This window comes from Ruegeria sp. O5, assembly GCF_056535105.1.
The window spans coordinates 665,630-688,631 of sequence record NZ_JBQERN010000001.1 but is presented as its reverse complement, the minus strand read 5'-3'; the positions used below and the strand labels follow the sequence as shown (position 1 = coordinate 688,631).

Annotated in this window: 19 protein-coding genes; 10 read left to right on the top strand and 9 right to left on the bottom strand. The window is 58.7% G+C overall.

Annotated elements, in window-relative coordinates:
• Positions 1–7: 7 nt before the first annotated feature.
• From ACR0M3_RS03390 to ACR0M3_RS03370, 5 genes are all read right to left on the bottom strand, one after another.
• On the bottom strand, positions 8–829 hold the full coding sequence (locus tag ACR0M3_RS03390; RefSeq protein WP_480909725.1) for a M90 family metallopeptidase: 822 nt from the start codon (positions 827–829) through the stop codon (positions 8–10).
• A gap of 119 nt (positions 830–948) precedes the next feature.
• Positions 949–1,449, bottom strand: coding sequence for a bactofilin family protein (locus tag ACR0M3_RS03385; protein ID WP_209596778.1), 501 nt, complete (start codon positions 1,447–1,449; stop codon positions 949–951).
• On the bottom strand, positions 1,439–2,770 hold the full coding sequence (locus ACR0M3_RS03380; protein ID WP_209503613.1) for a DUF5930 domain-containing protein: 1,332 nt from the start codon (positions 2,768–2,770) through the stop codon (positions 1,439–1,441). Before ACR0M3_RS03380 ends, ACR0M3_RS03385 begins: the two co-directional genes overlap by 11 nt.
• Positions 2,771–2,943: 173 nt before the next feature.
• Entirely contained in the window at positions 2,944–3,762 is an 819-nt protein-coding gene (locus tag ACR0M3_RS03375) for a ferritin-like domain-containing protein (RefSeq protein WP_480831201.1), read from the bottom strand.
• An 89-nt stretch (positions 3,763–3,851) separates the two neighbouring features.
• A complete protein-coding gene (locus ACR0M3_RS03370) occupies positions 3,852–4,313 on the bottom strand; it encodes a peroxiredoxin (protein WP_480553765.1) in 462 nt (153 codons plus the stop codon).
• 68 nt (positions 4,314–4,381) lie between these two features.
• Between ACR0M3_RS03370 and ACR0M3_RS03365 the strand changes: the two genes are divergently transcribed.
• The 4 genes from ACR0M3_RS03365 to ACR0M3_RS03350 all read left to right on the top strand — a co-directional run bounded on the left by ACR0M3_RS03365 (position 4,382) and on the right by ACR0M3_RS03350 (position 10,928).
• Positions 4,382–7,765 (top strand): YhdP family protein, encoded by a 3,384-nt coding sequence (locus ACR0M3_RS03365; RefSeq protein ID WP_480909722.1) that lies wholly within the window; start codon positions 4,382–4,384, stop codon positions 7,763–7,765.
• A gap of 42 nt (positions 7,766–7,807) precedes the next feature.
• The gene (gene queA / locus ACR0M3_RS03360; RefSeq protein WP_480909720.1) at positions 7,808–8,857 is read left to right on the top strand and encodes a tRNA preQ1(34) S-adenosylmethionine ribosyltransferase-isomerase QueA; all 1,050 of its coding nucleotides are present in this window, start codon (positions 7,808–7,810) and stop codon (positions 8,855–8,857) included.
• Positions 8,858–8,965: 108 nt separating this feature from the next.
• Positions 8,966–10,243 carry an MFS transporter gene (locus ACR0M3_RS03355; protein ID WP_480480448.1) on the top strand — a complete coding sequence of 426 codons (1,278 nt, stop codon included), beginning with the start codon at positions 8,966–8,968 and terminating at the stop codon, positions 10,241–10,243.
• Between the two features lie 109 nt (positions 10,244–10,352).
• Entirely contained in the window at positions 10,353–10,928 is a 576-nt protein-coding gene (locus tag ACR0M3_RS03350) for a DUF924 family protein (protein WP_267364025.1), read from the top strand.
• Between the two features lie 38 nt (positions 10,929–10,966).
• Here ACR0M3_RS03350 and ACR0M3_RS03345 read toward each other — a convergent pair whose 3' ends face one another.
• Positions 10,967–11,401 (bottom strand): hypothetical protein, encoded by a 435-nt coding sequence (locus ACR0M3_RS03345; RefSeq protein ID WP_480558145.1) that lies wholly within the window; start codon positions 11,399–11,401, stop codon positions 10,967–10,969.
• Positions 11,402–11,616: 215 nt separating this feature from the next.
• On the opposite strand from ACR0M3_RS03345, the gene lpdA reads away from it, so the two are divergent.
• Positions 11,617–13,011, top strand: a complete 1,395-nt coding sequence (lpdA, locus tag ACR0M3_RS03340; protein ID WP_480909718.1) for a dihydrolipoyl dehydrogenase — start codon at positions 11,617–11,619, stop codon at positions 13,009–13,011.
• 155 nt (positions 13,012–13,166) lie between these two features.
• Here lpdA and ACR0M3_RS03335 read toward each other — a convergent pair whose 3' ends face one another.
• Entirely contained in the window at positions 13,167–14,552 is a 1,386-nt protein-coding gene (locus tag ACR0M3_RS03335) for a M20/M25/M40 family metallo-hydrolase (RefSeq protein WP_480909716.1), read from the bottom strand.
• A gap of 326 nt (positions 14,553–14,878) precedes the next feature.
• On the opposite strand from ACR0M3_RS03335, the gene hemA reads away from it, so the two are divergent.
• From hemA to ACR0M3_RS03315, 4 genes are all read left to right on the top strand, one after another.
• A complete protein-coding gene (gene hemA / locus ACR0M3_RS03330; RefSeq protein ID WP_480909714.1) occupies positions 14,879–16,102 on the top strand; it encodes a 5-aminolevulinate synthase in 1,224 nt (407 codons plus the stop codon).
• A 129-nt stretch (positions 16,103–16,231) separates the two neighbouring features.
• Positions 16,232–17,437: a helix-turn-helix domain-containing protein gene (locus tag ACR0M3_RS03325; protein WP_267364006.1), complete on the top strand. Its 1,206-nt coding sequence runs from the start codon at positions 16,232–16,234 to the stop codon at positions 17,435–17,437.
• 71 nt (positions 17,438–17,508) lie between these two features.
• Complete coding sequence (gene ispG / locus ACR0M3_RS03320) at positions 17,509–18,630, top strand: flavodoxin-dependent (E)-4-hydroxy-3-methylbut-2-enyl-diphosphate synthase (RefSeq protein ID WP_209503626.1); 1,122 nt, start codon at positions 17,509–17,511, stop codon at positions 18,628–18,630.
• A gap of 165 nt (positions 18,631–18,795) precedes the next feature.
• Positions 18,796–19,614, top strand: a complete 819-nt coding sequence (locus ACR0M3_RS03315) for a DUF2189 domain-containing protein (RefSeq protein WP_480909711.1) — start codon at positions 18,796–18,798, stop codon at positions 19,612–19,614.
• Positions 19,615–19,670: 56 nt separating this feature from the next.
• Here ACR0M3_RS03315 and ACR0M3_RS03310 read toward each other — a convergent pair whose 3' ends face one another.
• Entirely contained in the window at positions 19,671–20,429 is a 759-nt protein-coding gene (locus tag ACR0M3_RS03310) for a DsbA family protein (RefSeq protein WP_209503628.1), read from the bottom strand.
• On the bottom strand, positions 20,426–21,808 hold the full coding sequence (locus ACR0M3_RS03305) for a M48 family metalloprotease (RefSeq protein ID WP_480909708.1): 1,383 nt from the start codon (positions 21,806–21,808) through the stop codon (positions 20,426–20,428). The genes ACR0M3_RS03310 and ACR0M3_RS03305 overlap by 4 nt, the downstream gene beginning before the upstream one ends.
• Here ACR0M3_RS03305 and ACR0M3_RS03300 point away from each other — a divergent pair.
• Positions 21,807–22,970, top strand: a complete 1,164-nt coding sequence (locus ACR0M3_RS03300) for a pyridoxal phosphate-dependent aminotransferase (RefSeq protein ID WP_480909706.1) — start codon at positions 21,807–21,809, stop codon at positions 22,968–22,970. The two genes, ACR0M3_RS03305 and ACR0M3_RS03300, sit on opposite strands and share 2 nt — an antisense overlap.
• Positions 22,971–23,002 lie beyond the last annotated feature (32 nt).

Sequence of the window (23,002 nt, the reverse complement as noted above, 5' to 3'; positions counted from 1 at the left end):
AATCGGGTCAGAACTGACCCCTGTGCCATAGAGCGGGATCAAGATGAAAAAGCTTTGACAGCTGTTCATAGATTGCCGGGTCAGAGGATTTCAGTTCCTTCGGCCGTTCAAAGAACACTTCGACTGAAACGGCAAAGAATTCTTCGTGCCCTTCCGCGCCGTAGGGATCGATCACTGTAGGTTTTCCGTTTTCCACGGCATGAACATGTGCCTTGTAACCGTTCAGAAAGGCGGTTTCCCACTCGCCAAAGCTTTGGCCATTGCTGAGCACGGGAACACCATTGGTTGCGCCCGAGAGGTCATCAAGCTGGTGCGCGAACTCGTGAAAGACGACGTTCCGGCCATCGTGATCATTCAGGGCACCGCGCTGGCTGTGGGCCCAGGACAGGATCACGGGGCCGCGGTTCCAGCTTTCCCCGCTGCGGATGATTTCCTGTTCGGTGACGACATAGCCACTGTGACGGCGCTGTTTTGATTTGAAGGCACCGGGGTAAACCAGAATGGTCGTCAGGTTGTCGTACCACTGGTCCGTATTCACCACGAGCAGACAGGCTTGCGCGGCAATCGACACCTGCATGTCTTCGGTGACGTCCAGCCCGTCGCAGCCGACGAAATCGACCTGATCAAGGAACAGGTTGATCTTTCCTTCCAGCGCCCCGCGCAAGTCTTTGGGCAGTTTCCGGATTATCGGCACCTGAGCGCTCACAATATCGCGCTGGTGCTGGGACAGCGACGTGGCCAGCAAGGTCAGGCGGGATTGTCTTTTAGACCAGAAGTGAAAGGCCGCAGCGCCAGCGGTCAGCGCGACAACCGTCAGAAAAAGCAACATGGATCGACTGTAGCGCGATCAGAAAGGGACGAAAACGGGAATCCCGACCCCAAACGGTCACGCAAAAGAAAAGACGCCACGGGTTGCCCCACGGCGTCCTGACAAGAAATGCAGTCTGCTTACTGTTTGACTTCTGCCGCCGGGTTCGATCCGGCTTTGGCACTGCGGCCAGGGTTGAGGGGGTCGTCCTGACGCTGAACCGAGCCTTCGAAATGCGCGCCGCTTTCGATGGCAATGGTCTTGTGGATGATGTCGCCTTCGACCCGGGCCGTCGATGTCAGGCGAACCTTGAGACCACGCACGCGGCCAACGATGCGACCGTTGATCACAACGTCATCTGCGGTGACTTCGCCTTTGATCGTTGCCGATTCACCAATGGTCAGCAGGTGGGCGCGGATGTCGCCTTCGACGGTGCCTTCCACCTGAATGTCACCGCTGGTCTTGATGTTGCCGGTGATGTGCAGATCCGAGGACAGGACCGAGGCCGGCGGCTTGGGCTTGGGTGCCATTGCAGGTTTCGCGTCAGCCGGAGCAGGGGCCGCTGGGGTCGCCGGAGCGGCAGGTTTGGCCGCCTCAGGTGCTTTGGGTGCGGGCTCGTTGATTTTGCTTTTAGAAAACATTTTTCGCAGCCTTGATGTAAGTCATTGGGTTTACGGGATTTCCGTTCACGCGCACCTCATAGTGAAGATGCGTGCCGGTGGACCGTCCGGTGCTACCCATATCAGCAATATGATCCCCGCGCGAGACCCTTTGGCCGACCTTTACGTTGATCTTGGTGTTATGAGCATAAAGTGTCTCAATTCCGAACGCGTGCTTGATTTTCACAAGGCGTCCGAAGCCTGATTGCCAGCCGGCATGCGTGACCACACCATCAGCGGTCGCGAATATATCGGTGCCTTGCGGTCCTGCAAAATCGACACCGTTATGCTGCCGGCGACCACCGGATTTGGGGTCACGCCGGTTGCCGTAGCCACTGGTGAAACGCACGGCAGAATGTACGGGATTAGCGAAGGGGGCCTTTTCCGCAGCAATCCGGTACAGGTTCAGCTGATCCATCTGGCGCAGCAACGTGTTTGCGCGGACTTCTTCGGGCGAAAGCTCGTCTTCTTCGCCGCGTGTGCTAAGGGATAAAGGGGTCAGCGGACCGCCCATACCGCTATATCCGCGCCGGACCTCTTCGATGATGCGATCGGTGGGCATTCCGGCCTGACGGAACATCTTGTCCAGAGGTTCGACCGAGATGACCATCGCCTCTTCTAGCTGGCGGAAGATCTCGTCGCTGCGTTCCTGCATTAGACGGATTTCAAGTTCCAGATCGTCCCGCTGTTCCAGCGCGTCCTGCGCGTTGGAGGCGATCAGATCGCGTTCTTTGGCCGTCCGCGCCAAAGCGTCGGTCATGAAGGCCATCTGTACCGGGGCGCTGGAAACCGCGGCATACATATCAGAGCCGCTGGTGTCCTGTTTCAATTGGGCCAGCTCTGAGCGCGCCTCTTCGCGCTGCTTCATCGTGGCGCGCAATGTCGTCTGGATAACTTCGATACCTGTCTCAAGTTCGCGGCGACGGTTTTCCGAGGCCAGCAGCTCCGACTGCATCGCGGAAATCTGGTCCAGCGCGGCATTGAACCGGTCCTGAGCGGCCAGTGCTTCATGCGCGCGGGAATCGCGTTCTGCCGACAGGGTGTTCAGGCGTTCCTGATAGATGGCCTGATCGCGCTTTGCCTGTTCCCGGAAATTCCCGGCCCCGATGCTGTCCATCAACAGTATGGCTGTCGCAACCGCTGTCCATCCGACCATGACGGCAACTCCGGCCACTGCGACCACCTGAGTTTCCGAACTGAGCCGGATAAACCTTGTGTCCTTGTCGGATTTCAGAAAGACCCGGCGTTCCGGGAAATGCCTCTCAAGCAGTGAGTGCAGTTTTATTGTCAGACGTGTTCGCACGCGCCCTACCTTTCATCCCCAAGATCGGAACCGGTCGTGAGTGCCTGCCGTCCCTTGCGCCGATTGCATAAAGCGGCAGCGGCGTTCGGGCAAGTTTGTTGACCAATCAAGTGCAAACGGCGCTGAAATCCCCCAAAGATCGGCGAGATTTTGCCGAAAATAACGCAGAAGTGTCAGTTCGAGAGGTCTCCGGGCGCGGGCAGGTCTTCGGTCAGGGGCCAGTAGAAATCGGGGGGCAATCCGGCTTCGGCCCGTTTTTCTTCGTTGAAGGGCGGTTTGAGAACACCGTGGAAATACCGTCGGACCAGAGCGTGAAACACATCCTTAGGATCGGCATTTTCGCGGCCGCACAGGAAGTGGAACCATTTTGAGCCGTAAGCGACGTGGCCGACCTCTTCGGCATAGATCACTTCGAGCGCGGCGATGGCCTGCTCGGCCTTGGCCTTGCGGAATATCTCGATCATGCCGGGGGTCACATCCAGCCCACGCGCCTCAAGCACCATGGGCACAACGGCCAGCCGCCCCATCAGATCTTCGGCAGTATCTTCGGCAGCGCGCCACATACCGGCATGAGCGGGTAGGGCACCATAATGGCTGCCCATCTGTTCCAGACAATCGCAGACCATCTCGAAATGGCGCGATTCTTCTTCGGCGCATTTCACCCAGTCATCGTAGAACCCGATGGGCATGGGTACATGGCCAAAGCGCGCGATGATGTCCCAGTGCAGATCGACAGCGTTCAGCTCGATATGGGCAACCGCGTGTAGCAGGGCAATGCGCCCGGCCTCGGTACCTGGTTTCCGTTTGGGTACCTCACGCGGGGACAACAGCGCGGGCTTGTCCGGGCGCGCGGGGGACAGGGGCGGTGATGCGGTGCCGATCTCGATGGGTTCACCCTCGGCCTTGCGGGAGGCAAACCACGCGGCGGCATGGGCTTTGGACAGGGCGGTTTTGGCCCGCCCGTCCGCTGTTGTCAGAACCTCTGTCGCCATCTGTGTCAGTGTTTTGGGCACCGGGTCGCTCCGCCTTTGGCATGTCAGCGCGGGTGATAGACCGGATGGCGCGGCAGGTCGAGGGGGGCTTAGATCGCCTTCACCGCTTCCAGCACATCTTCCACATGGCCGGGCACCTTGACCTTGCGCCAGACCTTGGCAATGCGTCCCTCGCTATCAATGACAAAGGTCGATCGCTCGATCCCCATCGATTTCCGGCCATACATGTTCTTTTCAACCCATACGCCATAGTCCTCGCAGACGGTCGAGCCTTCGTCCGACAACAGCGGAGTGGTCAGCCCGTGTTTGGCGACAAACTTGTCATGCTTGGCGACGCTGTCCCGCGAAATGCCGAAAACGTGAGCCCCTGCATCGGTAAACGCCTGAAGCTGCTCTGAGAAACCGATGGATTCCTTGGTGCAGCCCGGCGTATCATCACGGGGATAGAAGAACAAAACCACGGTGCCACCGCGCAACGCCGAAAGCGTCACCTCGCCACCGCCGTCGCGCGGCAAAGTGAAGTCGGGGGCGATGTCTGAAACGTCGGGCATTGGAAACTCCGCTAAAGGTTTTTTAAGGCTGCCCATCATCATAGGGCAACGCGTGCGGGTTGGAAGGCGTGGATAGCAAATTGAAGCAGCACGAAGACGACGAAGCAAAGCCGGGCAAGCCTGTGCGCCGTCGGTCGCGCCGCCGCACCGCTGGTCTGTGGGCCATGCGTGGGGCCATCGTGCTGGTGCTTCTGGCGATGTTCACCGGTTTCATGGTCGTGGGGCAGAGGATGCACGCACCTGTGTGGCTGCGCGACAGGGTCGAAGCCCGGCTGGAACGGGCGCTGGGCGGGCTGCAAATCCGGTTTGGAGACGTCAGTTTCATCATCCACGAAGGCTGGCGCCCCCGTCTGCGGCTGACCGATGTTGCCATCAGTGACGCCGCAGGCCAGCAGATTGCGCAGGTATCCGATATGCGCGCCAGCCTGGCCATGCGTCCCTTGCTGCGCGGTCAGGTCCGGCCCAAGCGCATCATTCTGAGCGGCGCGCAGATCGCCATGACCCGCGATCAGGACGGGGCGCTGACCCTGACCGTGGGATCGGGCAGCGCGCCGGTGCAGGAAGCGCCGGACCTTGCACAGCTGATCGAGGGATCGGACGAGGTGTTTCAGTCTCCGCTCCTGTCGGCGCTGACCTCGGTCGAACTTGATGCGATTACGCTGGATTACCGCGACCTGCGGCAGGGGCGGTCGTGGGTTCTGGACGGTGGGCATATTCAGGCGAACCGCAGTGACAACGAAGTGCGGCTTGCGACCGGGTTTTCGGTTCTGGCCGGGCGTGACTATGTCAGCAGTATCGAGGCCAACTATACCAGCGTGCTGGGCACGCCTGCCGCCAGCTTTGGCATCTCGGTCACCGATCTTCCGGCCGAAGACATAGCAGGCCAAAGCCCGGCCCTTGCCTGGTTGCAGGTTCTGCGCGCACCGATTTCAGGGGCTTTGCGGGGCAGTGTCGATGAGAACGGGGCCACAGGAACCGTGTTCGCAACCCTCAATCTGGGGGCCGGGGCGGTGCAGCCCAACCCGGAAACGCGCCCGGTTCCTTTCGAATCTGCCCGCACGTATTTCACCTATGACCCGAAAGCCCAGATGCTGGATTTCAATGAGGTTTCGGTGGTGTCGGCCTGGGGCACAGTTCAGGCCGATGGAAAGGCGTTTCTGCAAGGGGCTGAAGACGGTGTGCTGGACAGTCTGGAGACGCAACTGCGCTTGTCCGGGATCAATGTGAACCCGGCAAATCTTTTCCCGGAGCCGATTCAGCTGTCGCGTGCCAGCGTGGATTTCAAGATGGCGTTCAACCCGTTCCAGTTGCGCCTTGGCCAGATGACTATCGAGGATCCGGGTCATACCGTGCGCGCCTTCGGGGTTTTGCACGGGCGTCCAGATGGCTGGGCTGTGGCGCTGGATGCCCATCTGGATCAGATGAGCTCGGACAATGTTCTGAGTTACTGGCCCGAGCGTCTGGCGCCGAAGCCACGGGAATGGGTGACGGAAAACCTCTATCAGGGGGTTTTGTCGGACATGGATTTCGCCCTGCGTCTGGAGCCCGGTTCCAAACCGGATCTGTATCTTGATTTCGGGTTCGAGCAAGCCAAGGTTCGCTTTGCAAAGACCCTGCCGCCAATCGAAGATGCACAAGGTCAGGCCAGTCTGATCGACAGCCGGTTTACGGTCACCGCGCAGCACGGGGTGGTGATCGCCGATGACGGGGGGAGTGTGGATGCCGCGGGGACGTCCTTCATCATACCTGACACGGATATCAAGAAATCCGCACCCGGCATCGCGCGTATTCAGGCAAGGGGCAGCGTGACCTCTGCGTTGTCGCTGCTGGACCGACCGCCGCTGGAATTGCTGAGCAAGGCCGGGTTGCCCGTTGACGTTGCCACAGGCACGGTTGCGTTGACCGGAACGCTGTCCCTGCCGTTGATAAAAGAGTTGAAGTTTCAGGATACCGAATTTCACTTCAACGGAACGTTGGCCAATCTGTCCAGTGACCGTCTGGTGCCGGGATTTTCCGTAAGTGCCCCGATGCTGGATATTTCCGGCAATCAGTCGGGTGTTCAGATTCAGGGACTGGGTCAGTTCGGCGATGTTCCGCTAGAGGCGCTTTGGCAGCAGCCTATTGACGGCGAAACCGAACAGCGTAGCACCTTGACCGGCCAGATCGAACTGTCCCCGCGTCTGATGGATGAGATCAGGGCCGGCCTGCCGCCGGGGATGCTGACGGGCAAAGGGGTTGCCGATATTACACTGGGCCTGGGCGCTGGGGCACCTCCGAAACTGTCTGTTGTTTCGGACCTTCAGGGCGTGGCGCTAGCTATCCCTGAACTCGGTTGGCGCAAGGCGGCGAACACCAAAGGATCGCTGACTGCCGACGCGACGTTGGGCGCGCAGTTGAAGGTGGACGACCTGCGGATCAACGCAGCGGGACTGCGCACAACCGCATCCATTTCCTTTCACGAAAACGGTGAATATGACCGTATCCAGTTCAGCTCGTTCGATCTGGGGGACTGGCTGGCGGTTCCGGCGGAACTGATCGGGCGGGGGGCTGCTGTCCCGGATATCCGCGTCTTAGGCGGTGTGCTGAACATGGGGCGTGCAAACTTCGGGGAAAGCGGCGGATCGGGTGGAGGCGGAGGTGCCGGACCAAAACTGGACGTGACATTGGACCGCCTTCAGGTCACCGAAACTGTTGCGCTGACAGGTTTCCGGGGTGCGTTCCAGACGACCGGTGGCGTAAATGGCACTTTCACAGCGCGGGTGAACGGCGGAGCGGCTGTTGCCGGTCAAGTGACCCCGCGGGGAAATCGAAGCGCCGTTGACCTGACGTCGAAAGACGCGGGGGCCGTTTTGCGATCAGCCGGGGTTCTGACGCAGGCGCGCGGCGGTGATCTGGACCTCAAGCTTGAACCGGTGGCTGCGCCCGGCAGTTACGACGTGATCCTGAAAATCGTAAATACCCGGATCACCGATGCCCCGGCCATGGCCGCGATCCTGAACGCGATCAGCCTTGTTGGTCTGCTGGACGAGATGGCCGGGCAGGGGATCTTCTTTTCGGCGATTGACAGCCGCATGAGGATATCGCCCACCGACATCAAAGTGCTGAGTGGCAGCGCTGTTGGCCCGTCAATGGGGCTTTCGTTTGATGGCACAATCGACACCGTGAACAGCCTGCTGAACCTGCGGGGGGCGATTTCACCGATTTACCTTCTCAATGCCGTTGGCAGCGTGTTTACCCGCAAGGGTGAAGGCGTCATTGGGTTCAATTACACGCTGACCGGGCCGATTTCCTCGCCCAAAGTCGCGGTGAACCCTCTGTCCGGTCTGGCGCCCCTGTTTCTGCGTGATCTCTTGCGTCAGCCTGCGCCAACGGTTTCGGACGGCCCCAATGCTGCGCCGGTGGAACCTGACGAGCCGAAACCGACATTTGGCTCTCCTCCCAGTGACCGCTGACGGGATATGGCCGAATCTTTTGCGGGGTTGTAAGGCGCGGTCATGAAGCTCAGCGATTTTGATTTCGACCTGCCCGACGACCTGATTGCCACGCGGCCTGCCTGCCCGCGATCCTCTGCGCGCCTGCTTGTGGCGCAGGGGGGTGGTACAGTGGACAGCCACGTGTTCGATCTGCCCGATTTCCTGCGTCCGGGTGACCGGCTGGTGTTGAACGACACACGCGTTATCCCGGCGCGTCTGAACGGGCGGCGCCACAGGGACAGCGCGCAAGGCCCGGTTTCCGCCGGGGTCGAGGCCACTCTGCTGGATCCGCAGGCCGATGGCACCTGGTCTGCGCTCATCAAGCCGCTGAAGAAAGTGAAGCCGGGGGAAGAGATCGTGTTTTCGGCCGATCTGAGCGCGACGCTGGATCGGGCGGAAGACGGGCAGGCCTTTTTGCGCTTCAATCTTAGCGGAGAAGATTTCGACAAGGCGCTGGATCAGGCCGGTGCGATGCCGTTGCCGCCCTATATCGCCGCCAAACGTCCGGCGGATGAGCAGGACAAGACGGATTATCAGACCATCTGGGCCCGCAGGTCCGGTGCGGTGGCAGCCCCGACCGCCTCGTTGCATTTTGACGATGCCCTGATGCAGGCTTTGTCGGACCGGGGTGTCGCCGTCACACATGTGACCCTGCATGTCGGCGCCGGAACCTTTTTGCCGGTCAAGGTCGAGGATGTGACAACCCACAAGATGCATGCCGAATGGGGGCAGGTCAGCGCCGAGGCTGTTGCCGAGATACAAGCCACCAAAGCTGCGGGCGGGCGTGTCATCCCGGTGGGCACCACCGCCCTGCGCCTGATCGAAAGTGCTGCGCGTTCGGGCACGATCAAACCGTGGGAAGGTGAAACCGATATCTTCATCTATCCCGGTTTCCGGTTTCACGTTACCGATGCGCTGATGACAAATTTTCATCTGCCGAAATCCACGTTGTTGATGCTGGTTTCGGCGTTGATGGGTCAGGACCGGATGCGCGAGGTTTACACCCATGCCATCGCACAGAAATACCGGTTCTTTTCTTATGGCGATGCGTCGCTTTTGATCCCCGGATAGGCGCGCATACGGCATCACCGACAGGGAATGTCGTAGACAAGCGCGATGGAAGCGGTCTTTGATCGCAGAACAAAACTCAAACAAGGTTGGCACCTATCGGAGGCCCAAATGATTCAGGTTCTGTCCAGCGCATGGGCATTGTTGCTCGGCATGGGGTTGCTGATGGTCGGAAACGGCCTTCAGGGCACGATCCTGGGTGTTCGTGGACAGCTTGAGGGATTTTCGACCCTTGAGATGTCTTTTGTAATGTCAGCTTATTTCGTTGGTTTTCTGGGCGGTTCACGGCTTGCGCCCGAGATGATCCGGCGTGTTGGCCATGTGCGGGTCTTTGCGGCACTGGCGTCTTTCATTTCGGCCGTGATGATCATGTATCCGATGCTGGCAGACCCGATTGCCTGGGTTCTGGGGCGCGTGGTGATCGGGTTCTGTTTCTCGGGCGTTTACGTCACTGCGGAAAGCTGGCTCAACAACGCAGCCAATAACGAAAATCGCGGGCAGGCCCTGTCGCTTTACATGATCGTTCAGATGTTGGGTATCATCGGCGCGCAGGGCCTTTTCCTGTTGGGCGACCCTGCCGGGTACGAAACATTCGTGATTGCCTCGATCCTTGTTTCGGTTTCTTTCGCACCGATTTTGCTGTCGATCTCACCAACTCCGGCGTTCGATACTACCAAGCCGATGACGCTGCGGGAGTTGATGAAAAGCTCTCCGCTGGGGTGTGTCGGCATGTTCCTGCTGGGGGGCGTGTTCTCGGCGCAGTTCGGGATGTCGGCGGTTTATGGGGCTCAGGCCGGATTGTCCTTGGTTGAAATCTCGGCATTTGTGGCGGCGTTCTATGTTGGGGCAATTGTCCTGCAATACCCGCTGGGCTGGTTTTCCGACCGGATGGACAGGCGTTTCCTGATCCTGTTGGTCGCGGCAACCGGTGCAGTTGGCGCCGTCAGTGGTATGCTTTATGGCTTTTCCTTCGAAATCCTTCTGGCGTCTGCTTTTGTGATCGGCGGAATGACCAACCCTTTGTATTCATTGCTGATTGCGCACACCAACGATTTTCTGGAATACGAAGACATGGCCGCGGCATCCGGCGGCCTGATCTTTATCAACGGCCTTGGTGCAATTACCGGACCTGTTATCACAGGTTGGCTGATGGGGGATGCAGTGTTTGGCCCTCCGGGCTTTTTCCTGATCATCGCCGTGTTGCTTGTCGCGTTGGCCGCCTATTCGGTCTACCGGATGACCCAGCGTGCAGCAGTTCCTGTTGATGAAACCAGCACCATGTCGACGCTTTATCCCACCGCGTCGCCCGTTGCATTCGAGGTTGCACAGGAAGTTGCGATAGAGGCGGCAGAAGCCGAGTTCGAAGAGGGCGCGCGCGAAACCGCTTGAGACACGAAATTATGTCGTTTGTGTTGCAATATGTTACTGTAACAGTTCTGTAAAAGGGACTTAAATGACGTTACGTCTGGGGCGCGGGCAATTGACGGAGTTTAAGGCAATGGTAACGCCTGAAGAAGTATTGAGTTTTTGGTTAGATGAAGTTGGCCCTAAGGGTTGGTATCTTGAGGATGAGGCGCTGGATGCAGACATTCGGGCGCGGTTTCAGCCAACTTGGGAAGCGGCGGCAGCGGGCCGGTTTTCGCTCTGGCTGACTTACCCTAGCGGGGCGCTTGCTTATATCATCCTGACAGATCAGTTCCCGCGTAACATGTTCCGGGGGGAGGCGCGTGCCTTCTCGACCGATCGTGCGGCATTGGCGGCAGCAAAATGCGCAGTCGACAAAGGCTGGGACAAGAAGATCGACGAACCGGCCAGACAGTTCTTTTACCTGCCCATGATGCACTCGGAAAACCTGTGTGATCAGGAACGCTGTGTGCGTCTGATCTGCCAAAACATGAGCAGCGACGCAAGCAACCTGCTGCACGCCAGAGCGCATCGCGAGGTGATCCGCAAGTTTGGTCGTTTCCCGTATCGGAACGCAGCGTTGTCCCGCAGCTCGACCCCGCACGAAACTGCTTATGTCGACATGGGCGGGTACGGGACAACCGTGCGCGAACTACAGGCAACGGGCTAAGCGCTAAACCGCAACCGCGCTTTGGCCGCGGCTGCGCTTTATGACTTAGGCGTGCATCCACTTAATGCCAGAACGCGTTCCGCTGCGATATCGGCACCGGTTTGGATCGCCTGCGCAATCAGCACTTCTGGCGTGTCAGCAAGTTCCGAAATCCGCTCCTGAACCGTTTGCAGTTTCTGTTCTGCTGCATTCAGGCGGCCCAGCGTTGCCTGGAGGTTTTGCGCGGCTTGGCTGTCTGCCAACGTGTCTTGATGTGAAATCGCCGCCAAATCAGTCCGCAGCGCCGCAAGCTCGTCCCGAATGCCCTTCGCCTCATCCCGGAGGGGGGCCACGGCCTGAACCGTATGCGAGACTTCAGCAGTGATGCTTTCGGCTTTCGACGCCAGTTTCCAGCCCAGAAACAGGCACAGCGCAACAAGTATCAATGTGGCGTTGAGCAGGGCAAGCAGCAGATCTTTCAGAGTTTTGGCCATGGTCAGCCCCTTGAATGGGTTGAGAGAAGAATAGGTCCGACCGGTGTCGGCGTTTCTTTTCTAGCCATTGCATGGCCCGGGGTATAGGCTGAAATCCGCAAGTTTAGGCATCGCTTACCCTGCGTCCTATTTGTCGCGGGACGGGTATATTGATGCGTTCCGAATAATAGTTTAATGGTAAACTAAATTTTCAACTCCTGCGCCGAGAGGAACACATGGCTGCACAATCCTATGATCTGATCGTAATCGGGGCTGGCCCCGGCGGCTATGTCGCTGCAATCCGCGCAGCCCAGCTGGGCTTGAAAACCGCGGTTGTCGAGCGCGAGCATTTGGGGGGGATCTGCCTGAACTGGGGCTGTATTCCCACCAAGGCGCTGTTGCGGTCGTCCGAAGTGTTCCATCTGATGGAGCGCGCCAAGGATTTCGGTCTGAAAGCCGAAAAGATCGGATATGATCTGGATGCGGTGGTCAAACGATCCCGTGGCGTGGCCGCACAGCTGTCAGGTGGCATCGGCCATCTGCTGAAGAAGAACAAGGTTGCCGTTGTGATGGGTCAGGCCACGATCCCCGCAAAGGGCAGGGTCAGCGTCAAGACCGACAAAGGCACCGAGGAACTGACCGCCAAGAACATCATTCTCGCAACCGGGGCACGGGCACGGGAACTGCCGGGCCTTGAAGCTGACGGCGATCTGGTCTGGACGTACAAGCACGCGCTGCAACCGCCGCGGATGCCGAAAAAACTGCTCGTCATCGGGTCCGGTGCGATCGGCATCGAGTTTGCCAGCTTCTACAATACGCTGGGCGCAGACACCACAGTTGTCGAGGTGATGGACCGGGTGTTGCCGGTCGAAGACGCCGAAATCAGCGCATTGGCCAAGAAGGCGTTCACCAAACAGGGCATGACCATCATGGAAAAAGCCATGGTCAAGCAGCTGGACCGTGGCAAGGGGAAAGTGACCGCGCATATCGAGGTAAAGGGCAAGGTCGAGAAACAAGAGTTCGACACAGTGATCTCGGCTGTCGGGATCGTTGGCAATATCGAAAACCTTGGTCTGGAACCTCTGGGCGTCAAGATCGACCGGACACATGTGGTTACGGACGAGTATTGCCGCACCGGGGTTGAGGGCCTTTATGCGATCGGTGACATCGCAGGCGCGCCCTGGCTTGCACATAAAGCAAGCCACGAAGGTGTCATGGTCGCGGACCTCATCGCGGGTCAACATGCGCACCCGGTCAAACCCGAAAGCATCGCAGGATGCACCTATTGCCAGCCTCAGGTTGCCTCGGTTGGATATACCGAAGCAAAAGCCAAAGAGCTGGGTTACGACATCAAAGTCGGCCGTTTCCCCTTTATCGGCAATGGCAAGGCCATCGCTTTGGGTGAGCCTGACGGGCTGATCAAAACCGTGTTCGATGCCAAAACAGGCGAGTTGCTGGGCGCCCACATGATCGGTGCCGAAGTTACCGAACTGATTCAGGGTTACGTGGTCGGTCGCCAGCTGGAGACAACGGAAGAAGACCTGATGAACACTGTCTTCCCGCACCCGACACTGTCAGAGATGATGCACGAAAGTGTGCTGGATGCCTATGGCCGCGTGATCCATATGTAAGACCGGCGTATTTGCCCCGGCCGGGTGGGGGGCTCTGCCCCCGCCGCGCGTGCCGCGCGCCTCCCCCGGGATATTTTGGGCCAGATGAAGCAGGGATCCATTATTCATCTGGCTGCAAATATCCCGGAGCGCGAGGCAGAGCCTCGCAAAAAAAACTATGTGTTCAAAGCATCCAGAATGCGCACCCATGACCGGATGCCCTTGTGGAAGCTTTTCACGTCATATTTCTCGTTCGGCGAATGGATGGCATCATCTTCGTTTGCATAGCCAACCAGCATCGAGTCGAGCCCCAGAACGGTGTTGAAATAGCCGACAACAGGGATTGATCCCCCCATGCCGGTGAACACTGCCTCGCGGTCCCACTCATCCGACAGCGCGCCGCGCGCGGCTTCGAATTCGGGGCGGGTGATATTCATGATCGACGCGGGAGAACCTTCCATGTCGTTGTCCCAGACCACTTTGGCGTCCGGGGACAGCCGATCCTCGACATGTTTGCGGATTTTGGCGCGCAGCGCGTCCGGGTCCATGTCACCAACAAGGCGGCAGGTGATTTTGCAATGGGCCTCGGACGGAATAACTGTTTTGGAGCCCGCACCGTTATAACCGCCCCACAGCCCGTTCACTTCGAGCGTTGGTCGTGCCCATTGTTGCTCCAAGGTGGAGTACCCATTTTCGCCATGCGGCTGGGTGTAGCCGACCGAATTCAGATAATCCGCTTCGTCGAAGCCGCAATTCTGCCATTGGCGCAACTGGTCTTCGGGTACTTCATGCACACCTTCGTAGAATCCGTCGACCGCGACCCGTCCGGTTTCGTCGTCATAAAAAGAGGTCACGATTTTCGACAGTTCGCGCAGAGGATTCAGGCCCGGGCCGCCATAGTGGCCGGAATGCAGGTCGATGCGCGGCCCCACAATGGTAAACTCGTCCTTCAGCATGCCCCTCAACTGCGCCGCAATTGACGGAACGCCGCGTGACACCATGGATGTATCGCAGACCAGCGCCAGATCCGCTTTGAGTTCGGCGGCATTTTCCTTGAGGAAAGGAACCAGTGAGGGCGAGCCTGATTCTTCTTCGCCCTCGAAAAAGAAAGTGATGCGGCAGGGCAAGGATCCGTGCACGGCCTTCCAGGCGCGGCAGGCTTCGACAAAAGTCATCAGCTGACCCTTGTCGTCTGATGCTCCGCGTCCGCGGATGACTGGACCGGTTTCGGTGTCCTCAATGGCGGGATCGAACGGATCCCGGTTCCACAGGTTCAGCGGATCGACCGGCTGCACATCGTAGTGGCCGTAAAACAGGAAATGCGGTGAGGTCGCGTCCTCACCCACGTGACCGACAACCATTGGGTGGCCAGGTGTTTCCCGTTTCTCAGCCGCAACCCCGATACTGTTCAGATCGGCAACCAGCCAGTCCGCGGCGCGGCTGACTTCGGCCTTGTATGCGGGGTCGGTAGAGATCGACGGGATGCGCAGCAGTTCCATCAGGCGGTCGATCGAGGTTTGCAAATCTTCGTCAATCCGGTTCAGCACGGCGTCTAGCGACATGGGGGGCTCCTGCCTGTTTTTTGTTCCTGCGAACCCTAGCAGCGTTGTCGGCGCCGTCCAGAGGTGTTGACACGGATTGCGGCCCGGCAGTGTAAGCTTGGGTAGGGCGGCGAGCCCTGCGTCGTTTCCACGCGTCCGATGGCCGTAACTTTACTTGTCGGACGGGGTGCAAACTTATATTTGATGCAAATCAAAGTTGGGTTCACCTTTTCGGCTGTAACCAGCTGAATAAGGGAACACAAAGCCACCGAAACAGGTTAAGCTGTGGGAGGTGGCGAAAATATCGCCCAGTGGGAAACCGGAAACGGGCGTTCAAGGAGGGTCCTTTGGACTATACTGCTCAGCTCGATTCAGCGATTGCCAGGCTGCATGATGAAGGTCGTTACCGGACCTTTATCGATATCGAACGTCGCAATGGACATTTCCCCCATGCGGTGCGCACGCGTTCGGACGGGTCACAGCAGAATATCACCGTATGGTGCGGCAACGATTATCTGGGCATGGGGCAAAACCCGTTCGTTCTGAATGCAATGCACGAAGCTGTTGATGCAGCCGGTGCAGGTTCGGGCGGTACGCGCAATATCTCGGGCACCACAGTTTATCACAAAAGGCTTGAGGCTGAACTGGCCGATCTGCACGGCAAGGAAGCCGCGCTGCTTTTTACCAGCGCCTATATCGCCAATGACGCAACGCTCAGCACGCTGCCCAAACTGTTCCCGGGCCTGATCATCTATTCTGACGCGCTGAACCATGCCTCGATGATCGAAGGCGTGCGCCGGAATGGCGGGGCTAAGCGCATCTTCCGGCACAATGACGTGGCGCATCTGCGCGAACTGCTTGAGGCGGATGACCCCGCCGCGCCCAAACTGGTCGTATTCGAGTCGGTTTATTCAATGGATGGCGATTTTGGTCCAATCGAAGAAATCTGTGATCTGGCAGATGAATTCGGCGCACTGACCTATATCGACGAAGTGCATGCGGTGGGCATGTATGGCCCGCGCGGCGGCGGTGTGACCGAGCGCGATAACCTTGCCCACCGGATCGACATCATCAACGGCACGCTGGCAAAAGCCTATGGCGTGATGGGCGGCTATATCGCTGCCAGCGCCAAGATGTGCGACGCCGTGCGGTCATACGCACCGGGCTTTATCTTTACCACGTCCCTGCCACCTGCGGTTGCGGCCGGGGCTGCCGCATCTGTTGCCTACCTGAAAACTGCACCTGAACTGCGCGAGCAGCATCAGACGCAAGCCAAAATCCTCAAGCTGCGGTTGAAGGGGATGGGACTGCCGCTGATCGACCACGGAAGCCATATCGTGCCCGTGATCGTCGGAAACCCGGTCCATACCAAGAAGCTCAGCGATATGCTGTTGGATGATTACGGCATTTATGTGCAACCGATCAATTTCCCGACCGTTCCGCGCGGAACCGAGCGTCTGCGCTTTACTCCTTCTCCGGTGCATGGACCTGACGAAATGAACCGTCTGGTACAGGCGATGGACGAACTTTGGTCACATTGTGCGCTAAATCGCGCCGAACTTGCCGGTTAACCTCACGCCAAAGTGTGCAACGTATTTGCCGCGTGTTAAGCTTACGCTAACAAAATTGGCAGACGAATCGTTTTGGGGATGATTCGCCGCTAACGCGAAACACGCGACAGGCAGAATGGGGCAGCAGGAATGATTGGGCGCAGATCACAGCGCGAATCTGATGAGGACGTAGATGTCAGACCCAAAGGGTTTGATGACTACGAGGTACGCCTTGGTGACAAGATGCGCGGCGAACGCGCAACCATGGGCAAATCCCTGTTGGATGTTCAGCGCGAGTTGAGGATCAAAGCCAACTACATTGCTGCCATCGAAAACGCGGATCCCGACGCCTTTGACACACCCGGCTTTATCGCCGGGTATGTGCGTTCTTATGCGCGTTATCTGGGTATGAACCCGGATGAAACATTCTCGACTTTCTGCGCGGAAAGCGGTTTTTCGGTCGCGCATGGCATGTCGGCCGAGGCCTCGGTGGTGCGAAAGCCGACCGGTGCGCTTCCGGCGCGTGGGCCAATGGGGCGCGATCCCTTCATCTCGCCCAATACGCCGTACATTCCGGGCAAGGAATCTCTGGTCAGTCAGATTGAACCGCGCGCCATCGGCTCGTCGCTGGTGCTGTTGGCGGTAATTGGCGGCATCGGCTATGGCGGGTGGGCCGTTCTGAACAAGATCCAGCAGGTGCAGGTCAGCCCGGTTGAACAGGCGCCTGTGGTGCTTTCCGACCTTGATCCACTTGATGCCGTGCGCGGCGGCGTTGTCGATGATGTGGTTGCTGCGGCGAATACCGAGGCACTGGACCGTCTCTATCGTCCGCAGGCGTTGGATGTTCCGGTTCTGGTTGCCCGCGATGCGCCGATTTCGACCCTTGATCCGCGTGATGTCGGAACCTTCCGCCCGCCAAGCCTGCCGCAGTTCGAAGTTGCCGAAGTGCACACGGTTGAACGACCAGCTTTGCCTCAGGTCGTGGAACAGGTTGATACCACGCTGAAAATCGTTGCTGTCGATCCTTCTTGGATGCGGGTAACGGCGGCAGATGGCAGTGTCATTTTCGAAGGGACGCTTGGAACGGTCGAGCAAGGCAGTGTCTTTGAGGTTCCGCTGACAGAAGAACCGCCGCTGTTGCGGGCAGGGGCGTCGGGATCGGTTTATTTCTCGATGAACGGCGAGCACTATGGCCCGGCAGGGGCACCCGGCACGGTTGCCAAAGGGGTGATCCTTTCGAAAGACGCAGTTTCGGAAGTTTATGCCGTTGCTGATCTTGAAGCGGATCAGAACAGCGCGCTCAAGCAGCTGGTGGCTGAACTGCAAACCGCGGCGACAGAAGCGCCCGCCGAGTGATCTTGCCATTGCGGTAACCCCTTTGCCGGACTATCTACTGTCGCAACTCAGGCAGACGCGGATCCGTCCTTATGTCCCTTAATCACGTGCGCCCCTGGCGCGACATTTATCGTCGTAAATCCCGTCAAATCATGGTCGGCAACGTCCCTGTCGGGGGCGATGCCCCGATCGCTGTTCAGACCATGACCAACACCCTGACCACCGATGTGGCGGCAACAGTGGCGCAGGTTCAGGCCGCAGCCGAGGCTGGCGCGGATATCGTGCGCGTTTCAGTCCCCGATGAGGCGTCGGCTAAGGCATTGAAAGAGATCGTGCGCGAAAGCCCGGTGCCCATCGTTGCGGACATCCATTTTCACTATCGCCGTGGTATCGAGGCGGCCGAAGCAGGCGCTGCCTGTCTGCGCATCAATCCCGGCAACATCGGCGATGAACGCCGGGTGAAAGAAGTCATTCAGGCCGCGCGCGACCACAATTGCTCGATCCGCATTGGCGTGAATGCGGGCAGTCTGGAAAAGCACCTGCTTGAGAAATATGGCGAACCGTGCCCCGAAGCGATGGTCGAAAGCGGGTTGGAACATATCCGCATCCTTCAGGACAATGATTTTCATGAGTTCAAAATCAGTGTGAAGGCCAGCGACGTTTTCCTGTCCGCCGCCGCATATCAGGGCATAGCCGAAGCCACTGATGCGCCCATCCATCTGGGTATCACCGAGGCGGGCGGACTGGTGTCCGGCACCATCAAATCTGCCATCGGGTTGGGCAACCTGCTGTGGATGGGGATCGGCGACACGATCCGCGTCAGCCTGTCTGCCGATCCGGTGGAAGAGGTGAAGGTCGGCTTTGAAATCCTCAAGTCCCTTGGTCTGCGCCACCGGGGCGTCAACATCATCTCATGCCCGTCCTGCGCACGGCAGGGGTTTGACGTCATCAAGACCGTCGAGGCGCTGGAACGTCGTCTGGAACACATCAAGACACCGATGAGCCTGTCGATCATCGGTTGCGTGGTCAACGGACCGGGCGAGGCGCTGATGACCGATGTCGGGTTTACCGGTGGCGGGGCAGGATCCGGGATGGTTTATCTGGCGGGCAAGGCCAGCCACAAGATGTCCAACGATCAGATGATCGACCACATCGTGGAACAGGTCGAAAAGAAAGCGGCTGAATTGGACGCGGCTGCGGAAGCGGCAGAGTAGTGTGGGGTCGGCTGTGTCGGTAACGCAGGCATAGCGACCTTACTCATCCCTTGCCCCAGTGCCTGAGCTGTTGCTAACTTGTTTCGTGACTGAACTTGCCTGTTTCGCCGCTGGTTCCGTCGGTAAGCAGACCAGCGCGGACCCATGCTTTGGGAGGAGTGTGTCATGACATCCAAGACCGCAGGCCCTACGCCACCCGAGAACCTGACGCCACACCAGCAGGCCATGCCCAAGGTCAATCGTGTTACTTCGGATGATATAAAGGCGTCACTGAAAGCTGGGTTTTCCGATTTTCTGGCGCGCCCCTTCATGAGCGGTTTCTTCGGGCTTTTCTATGCAGCTTTCGGAATCCTGATGGTCTGGAGCTTGGTCTGGCTTGGCAAGATCTGGATGATCATTCCTGCGATTGTCGGATTTCCTCTGGTCGCGCCTTTCGCCGCTGCAGGACTTTATGAGATGTCCCGGCGGTTACAGAAGGGCGAGAGTTTTGGCTGGTATGAAATCCTCACTGTCATGGCCGATCAACGCAAGCGCGAAATGGGCTGGATGGCCTTTGTCACGCTGTTCATTTTCTGGGTTTGGGTTTATCAGGTCCGGCTTTGGCTTGCGATCATCCTGCAGAATTCATCCTTTTCGGATTTTGACGGATTCTTGAACATCATCTTGTTCACTCCGCAGGGTTGGACATTCCTTGCAATCGGCACCTGTGTCGGGGCGTTCCTGTCGGCTGTCCTGTTTTCGGTCACTGTCGTCGCCATGCCTATGCTTCTGGACCGGGAAACAAATTTTGTTTCAGCCATGTTGACGTCTTTACGCGTCGTCTCGGAAAGCCCTGTGGTCATGCTCGGCTGGGCAGCGATCATCTCGGTCACAATGTTAATGTCGATGGTTCCGGCGTTTATGGGCTTGATCTTTACCTTGCCGATCCTTGGCCACACCACGTGGCATCTCTATCACCGGGCCGTGGAACCGGTAGACGGCTGAGGTCAGTGATCATCCGCCTTTTTGTCTGGGGGCAGCTGTGCCGCCCCCAATACCTATCAACCCTGTTCTGCGCGAACGCCATCTGCAATCTGCTGCATCTGATCGGCGGGCAGATAGCCGCGCAGCAACTCGGTTCCCAACACGAATGAGGGCGTGCCCGAAATCTGCATCCGTTGCGCCAGGGCACGGGTGCGGCTGATCTCATCCGTGACGCTGTCGCTGTCCATCGCGGCGATGATCGCGTCACTGTCCAGACCCAGCCCGTCAGAGATGCGGCGAAGAGTTACTTCTGAGGGTTCGCCGCTGAATTCCATCAGCGCATCGTGAACCTGTTTATAGGCGTCATTTCCTGCCACTTGCTTGGTTGCCACCGCAAAGCGCGAGGACAAAACAGATGCGTCGCCCAGAATTGGCAGTTCTTTGATCACAAACCGGATATTGCCATCGCTGGCCAGCAGGTTTGCCACTTCGGGCACCGCGCGGCGGCAATAGCCGCAGCGGTAGTCCATAAACTCGACCAGTGTAATATCGCCGTCCGGGTTGCCGCCGACCCAGCTATAGCCATCGTCGAACAGTTCTTCCGCATTGGCGGCGACCAGTTCCTTGTCTGCGGCCGCTTCGGCCACTGCGTTTCGCTGTTCGAGGATATTGATTGCCTCGATAATGACTTCGGGGTTTTCCAGCAGGTATTCGCGTACCTGAGCGCCAAACTCTGCCTTTTCGGCATCATTCATCGCGTTCAGGTCCAGCGCCTGTGCTGAGGTCGCCGCCATGGAAAGCCCCAGAAGGGCAGGTGCAGCATGTCTGAGGATCATTTCCGTTTCCTTTTATCTTTCTTGAGTCGTTCTGAGGCAATCAACACGTCTTGTGCCCTTTGCCAACCCGGAGAGCCTTCGGGCAACTGTCCTACAGCCCGTTTCGCGTGAATTCCGGCATCCTCCATCCGACCTTGCAGCGCATAACGCTCTGCCGTCACGGTCGAAGCCATACCGTTATTTCCGACCTGCGCGTAAGCCACACCCAGGTCTTGCATCAGGCGTGCATTACGAAAGTCGCGCGCGCGCGCCTGTTCCAATGCATTCAATGCCTGTTTTGTTTCCCCTTGCGCCAGCAGGGCGCGCCCATAGCCCGCAAGGATCAACGCATTGTTCGGGGCCATTTCAACAGCGCTTGCGTAAGCATTAACAGCATCGCTTACCTTTCTGTTTTCTAACAGGATTTGCCCCTTTAGGTCGTAATAGAACGGGTCATCAGGACGTTCGGCAAGTGCCGCGTCTATCGCGGCACGGGCGCGGGACAGATCGCGGTTCTGATGATAGGCCGAAGCCTCTCGCATCAGGCGGATGTCGCGATAGGGTTCTTCACCGGCACGCCGCAAGGTCCAGCTGGGTGACCGCAGAAAGGCCGACAGCTTACCTTTAACCCGCGCAAACCAGTAATCCGAATTGGGGTTTGGAACGGCGCGGTCGCCAAACTCGTCCAGGAACGCCTCGGCGGCGCGCAGACGATCACGGCTTGTCGGGTGTGATCGCATATAGGGGTCCTGATTGGCGACACTCAGCAGTTCCTGACCGGCGAACTTCCGATGCAGTTCCACCATCCCGCTGGGTGAGATTTCGGCCCATCGCAGGTAACTTGCGGCGCTGCGGTCAGCGGATGCCTCTTCCGCGCGGGTGTGACCCAGAAAACCGCGAATTGCTGCGCCTTGGGTGCCAGCAGCGATCCCGATGGCGGCCTCGCCCCCACCTGCCGCAGCTGCCAGCAGGGCCAAAGCCGTGCCGAGGCTGGCGTTGCGCTGCGCCGCTTTCAGGTTCTCAGCCCGTCGTGCCAGATGACCATTCGAGATATGTGCGGCCTCGTGGGCGATGACAGCCTGCAACATCTCGGGGCTTTCGACGGTCAGAATCAGCCCGTAGTTCACATAAATCGCGTTGTAGTCGATGACGAATGCATTGAACGTGTTGTCGTTTACGACCAGAATCTGAACCCGGTTCGTGTTCAGCCCCGCAGCCCGCAACACCGGAAAGGCCAGTTCACGCAGGCCATGTTCGATATCAGGGTCGCGGATCAGGCTTTGCGCGTGCGATTGAACCGCTGCCGCCAGCCAGACGACAACGGCAACCATCAGGGCCGGGATTGACGCCAACCGGGATACGCGCTCAAAAGCCATGACTGCAACATGGGAGATGGGCATGAGAAACTCAACCCGGTCCGGGGTCGATCCCTTCATCGTGATGGATGTGATGGAGGCGGCACGCAAGGCCGAAGAGGCAGGTCGCCACGTGATCCACATGGAAGTCGGCCAGCCCGGAACCGGCGCGCCAAAGGGTGCGACCGAAGCTTTGGCCGCGGCGATGGAGCAAGGCCCGCTGGGCTATACGGTTGCCCTGGGTCTGCCCGCCCTGAGGCAGCGGATCGCCCGGCTTTATGGCGATTGGTACAATGTCGATCTGAACCCCGAGCGGGTGGTGATCACACCTGGCTCGTCCGGCGGATTCCTGCTGACCTTTACCGCATTGTTCGACAGTGGCGACCGTGTCGGTATCGGCGCGCCCGGCTATCCGTCCTATCGCCAGATTCTGAAGGCACTGGGTCTGGTCCCGGTCGACCTGCCGACCGCGCCGGAAAACAGGTTGCAGCCCGTGGCGGCGGATATTCAGGGGTTGGATCTGAAGGGGCTGATGGTGGCCTCACCCGCAAATCCGACCGGTACGATGTTGGACCGGGCCGCCATGGGCGCCCTGATCGAGGCGGCGCACGGGCAGGGCGCGTCGTTCATCAGTGATGAGATTTACCACGGGCTGGAATACGAAGCCAAGGCCGTGACGGCGCTGGAACTGACAGATAAATGCTATGTGATCAACTCGTTCTCGAAATACTTTTCGATGACCGGATGGCGCGTAGGCTGGATGGTGGTGCCCGAGGATCAGGTGCGCGTGGTCGAACGGATCGCTCAGAACATGTTCATCTGCGCCCCCCATGCCAGTCAGGTCGCAGCGCTGGCTGCCATGGATTGCGACGACGAATTGCAAGCCAATCTGGACGTGTACCGCCGCAATCGCGCGCTGATGCTGGACGGGCTGCCCAAAGCCGGGTTTTCGAACATCGCGCCGCCCGATGGGGCGTTTTATGTCTATGCCGATGTGTCTGATTTGACCGATGACAGTCGCGCATTTGCGGCCGAGATTCTGGAACAGGCCGGTGTGGCCGTGACACCTGGGCTGGATTTTGACCCACAGCGCGGCCATACCACATTGCGATTTTCCTATGCGCGCGCGACCTCTGATATTCAGGAAGGGCTTGAGCGTTTGCGCCTTTTTATGACGCGGCGCGGCGCTGTCAGGGAACCGGCCTGAGCCGTTCACAAGCCGCCCCTTGTGGTATAGGG

Bases quoted from the DNA above. Each gene is read 5' to 3' on its own strand.
- ACR0M3_RS03390 (WP_480909725.1), bottom strand. From the start codon at position 829: ATGTTGCTTTTTCTGACGGTTGTCGCGCTGACCGCTGGCGCTGCGGCC.
- ACR0M3_RS03385 (WP_209596778.1), bottom strand. From the start codon at position 1,449: ATGTTTTCTAAAAGCAAAATCAACGAGCCCGCACCCAAAGCACCTGAG.
- ACR0M3_RS03375 (WP_480831201.1), bottom strand. From the start codon at position 3,762: ATGGCGACAGAGGTTCTGACAACAGCGGACGGGCGGGCCAAAACCGCC.
- ACR0M3_RS03370 (WP_480553765.1), bottom strand. From the start codon at position 4,313: ATGCCCGACGTTTCAGACATCGCCCCCGACTTCACTTTGCCGCGCGAC.
- queA (WP_480909720.1), top strand. From the start codon at position 7,808: ATGAAGCTCAGCGATTTTGATTTCGACCTGCCCGACGACCTGATTGCC.
- ACR0M3_RS03355 (WP_480480448.1), top strand. From the start codon at position 8,966: ATGATTCAGGTTCTGTCCAGCGCATGGGCATTGTTGCTCGGCATGGGG.
- ACR0M3_RS03350 (WP_267364025.1), top strand. From the start codon at position 10,353: ATGGTAACGCCTGAAGAAGTATTGAGTTTTTGGTTAGATGAAGTTGGC.
- ACR0M3_RS03345 (WP_480558145.1), bottom strand. From the start codon at position 11,401: ATGGCCAAAACTCTGAAAGATCTGCTGCTTGCCCTGCTCAACGCCACA.
- lpdA (WP_480909718.1), top strand. From the start codon at position 11,617: ATGGCTGCACAATCCTATGATCTGATCGTAATCGGGGCTGGCCCCGGC.
- ACR0M3_RS03335 (WP_480909716.1), bottom strand. From the start codon at position 14,552: ATGTCGCTAGACGCCGTGCTGAACCGGATTGACGAAGATTTGCAAACC.
- ACR0M3_RS03325 (WP_267364006.1), top strand. From the start codon at position 16,232: ATGATTGGGCGCAGATCACAGCGCGAATCTGATGAGGACGTAGATGTC.
- ispG (WP_209503626.1), top strand. From the start codon at position 17,509: ATGTCCCTTAATCACGTGCGCCCCTGGCGCGACATTTATCGTCGTAAA.
- ACR0M3_RS03315 (WP_480909711.1), top strand. From the start codon at position 18,796: ATGACATCCAAGACCGCAGGCCCTACGCCACCCGAGAACCTGACGCCA.
- ACR0M3_RS03310 (WP_209503628.1), bottom strand. From the start codon at position 20,429: ATGATCCTCAGACATGCTGCACCTGCCCTTCTGGGGCTTTCCATGGCG.
- ACR0M3_RS03300 (WP_480909706.1), top strand. From the start codon at position 21,807: ATGAGAAACTCAACCCGGTCCGGGGTCGATCCCTTCATCGTGATGGAT.
- ACR0M3_RS03305 (WP_480909708.1), bottom strand. From the start codon at position 21,808: ATGCCCATCTCCCATGTTGCAGTCATGGCTTTTGAGCGCGTATCCCGG.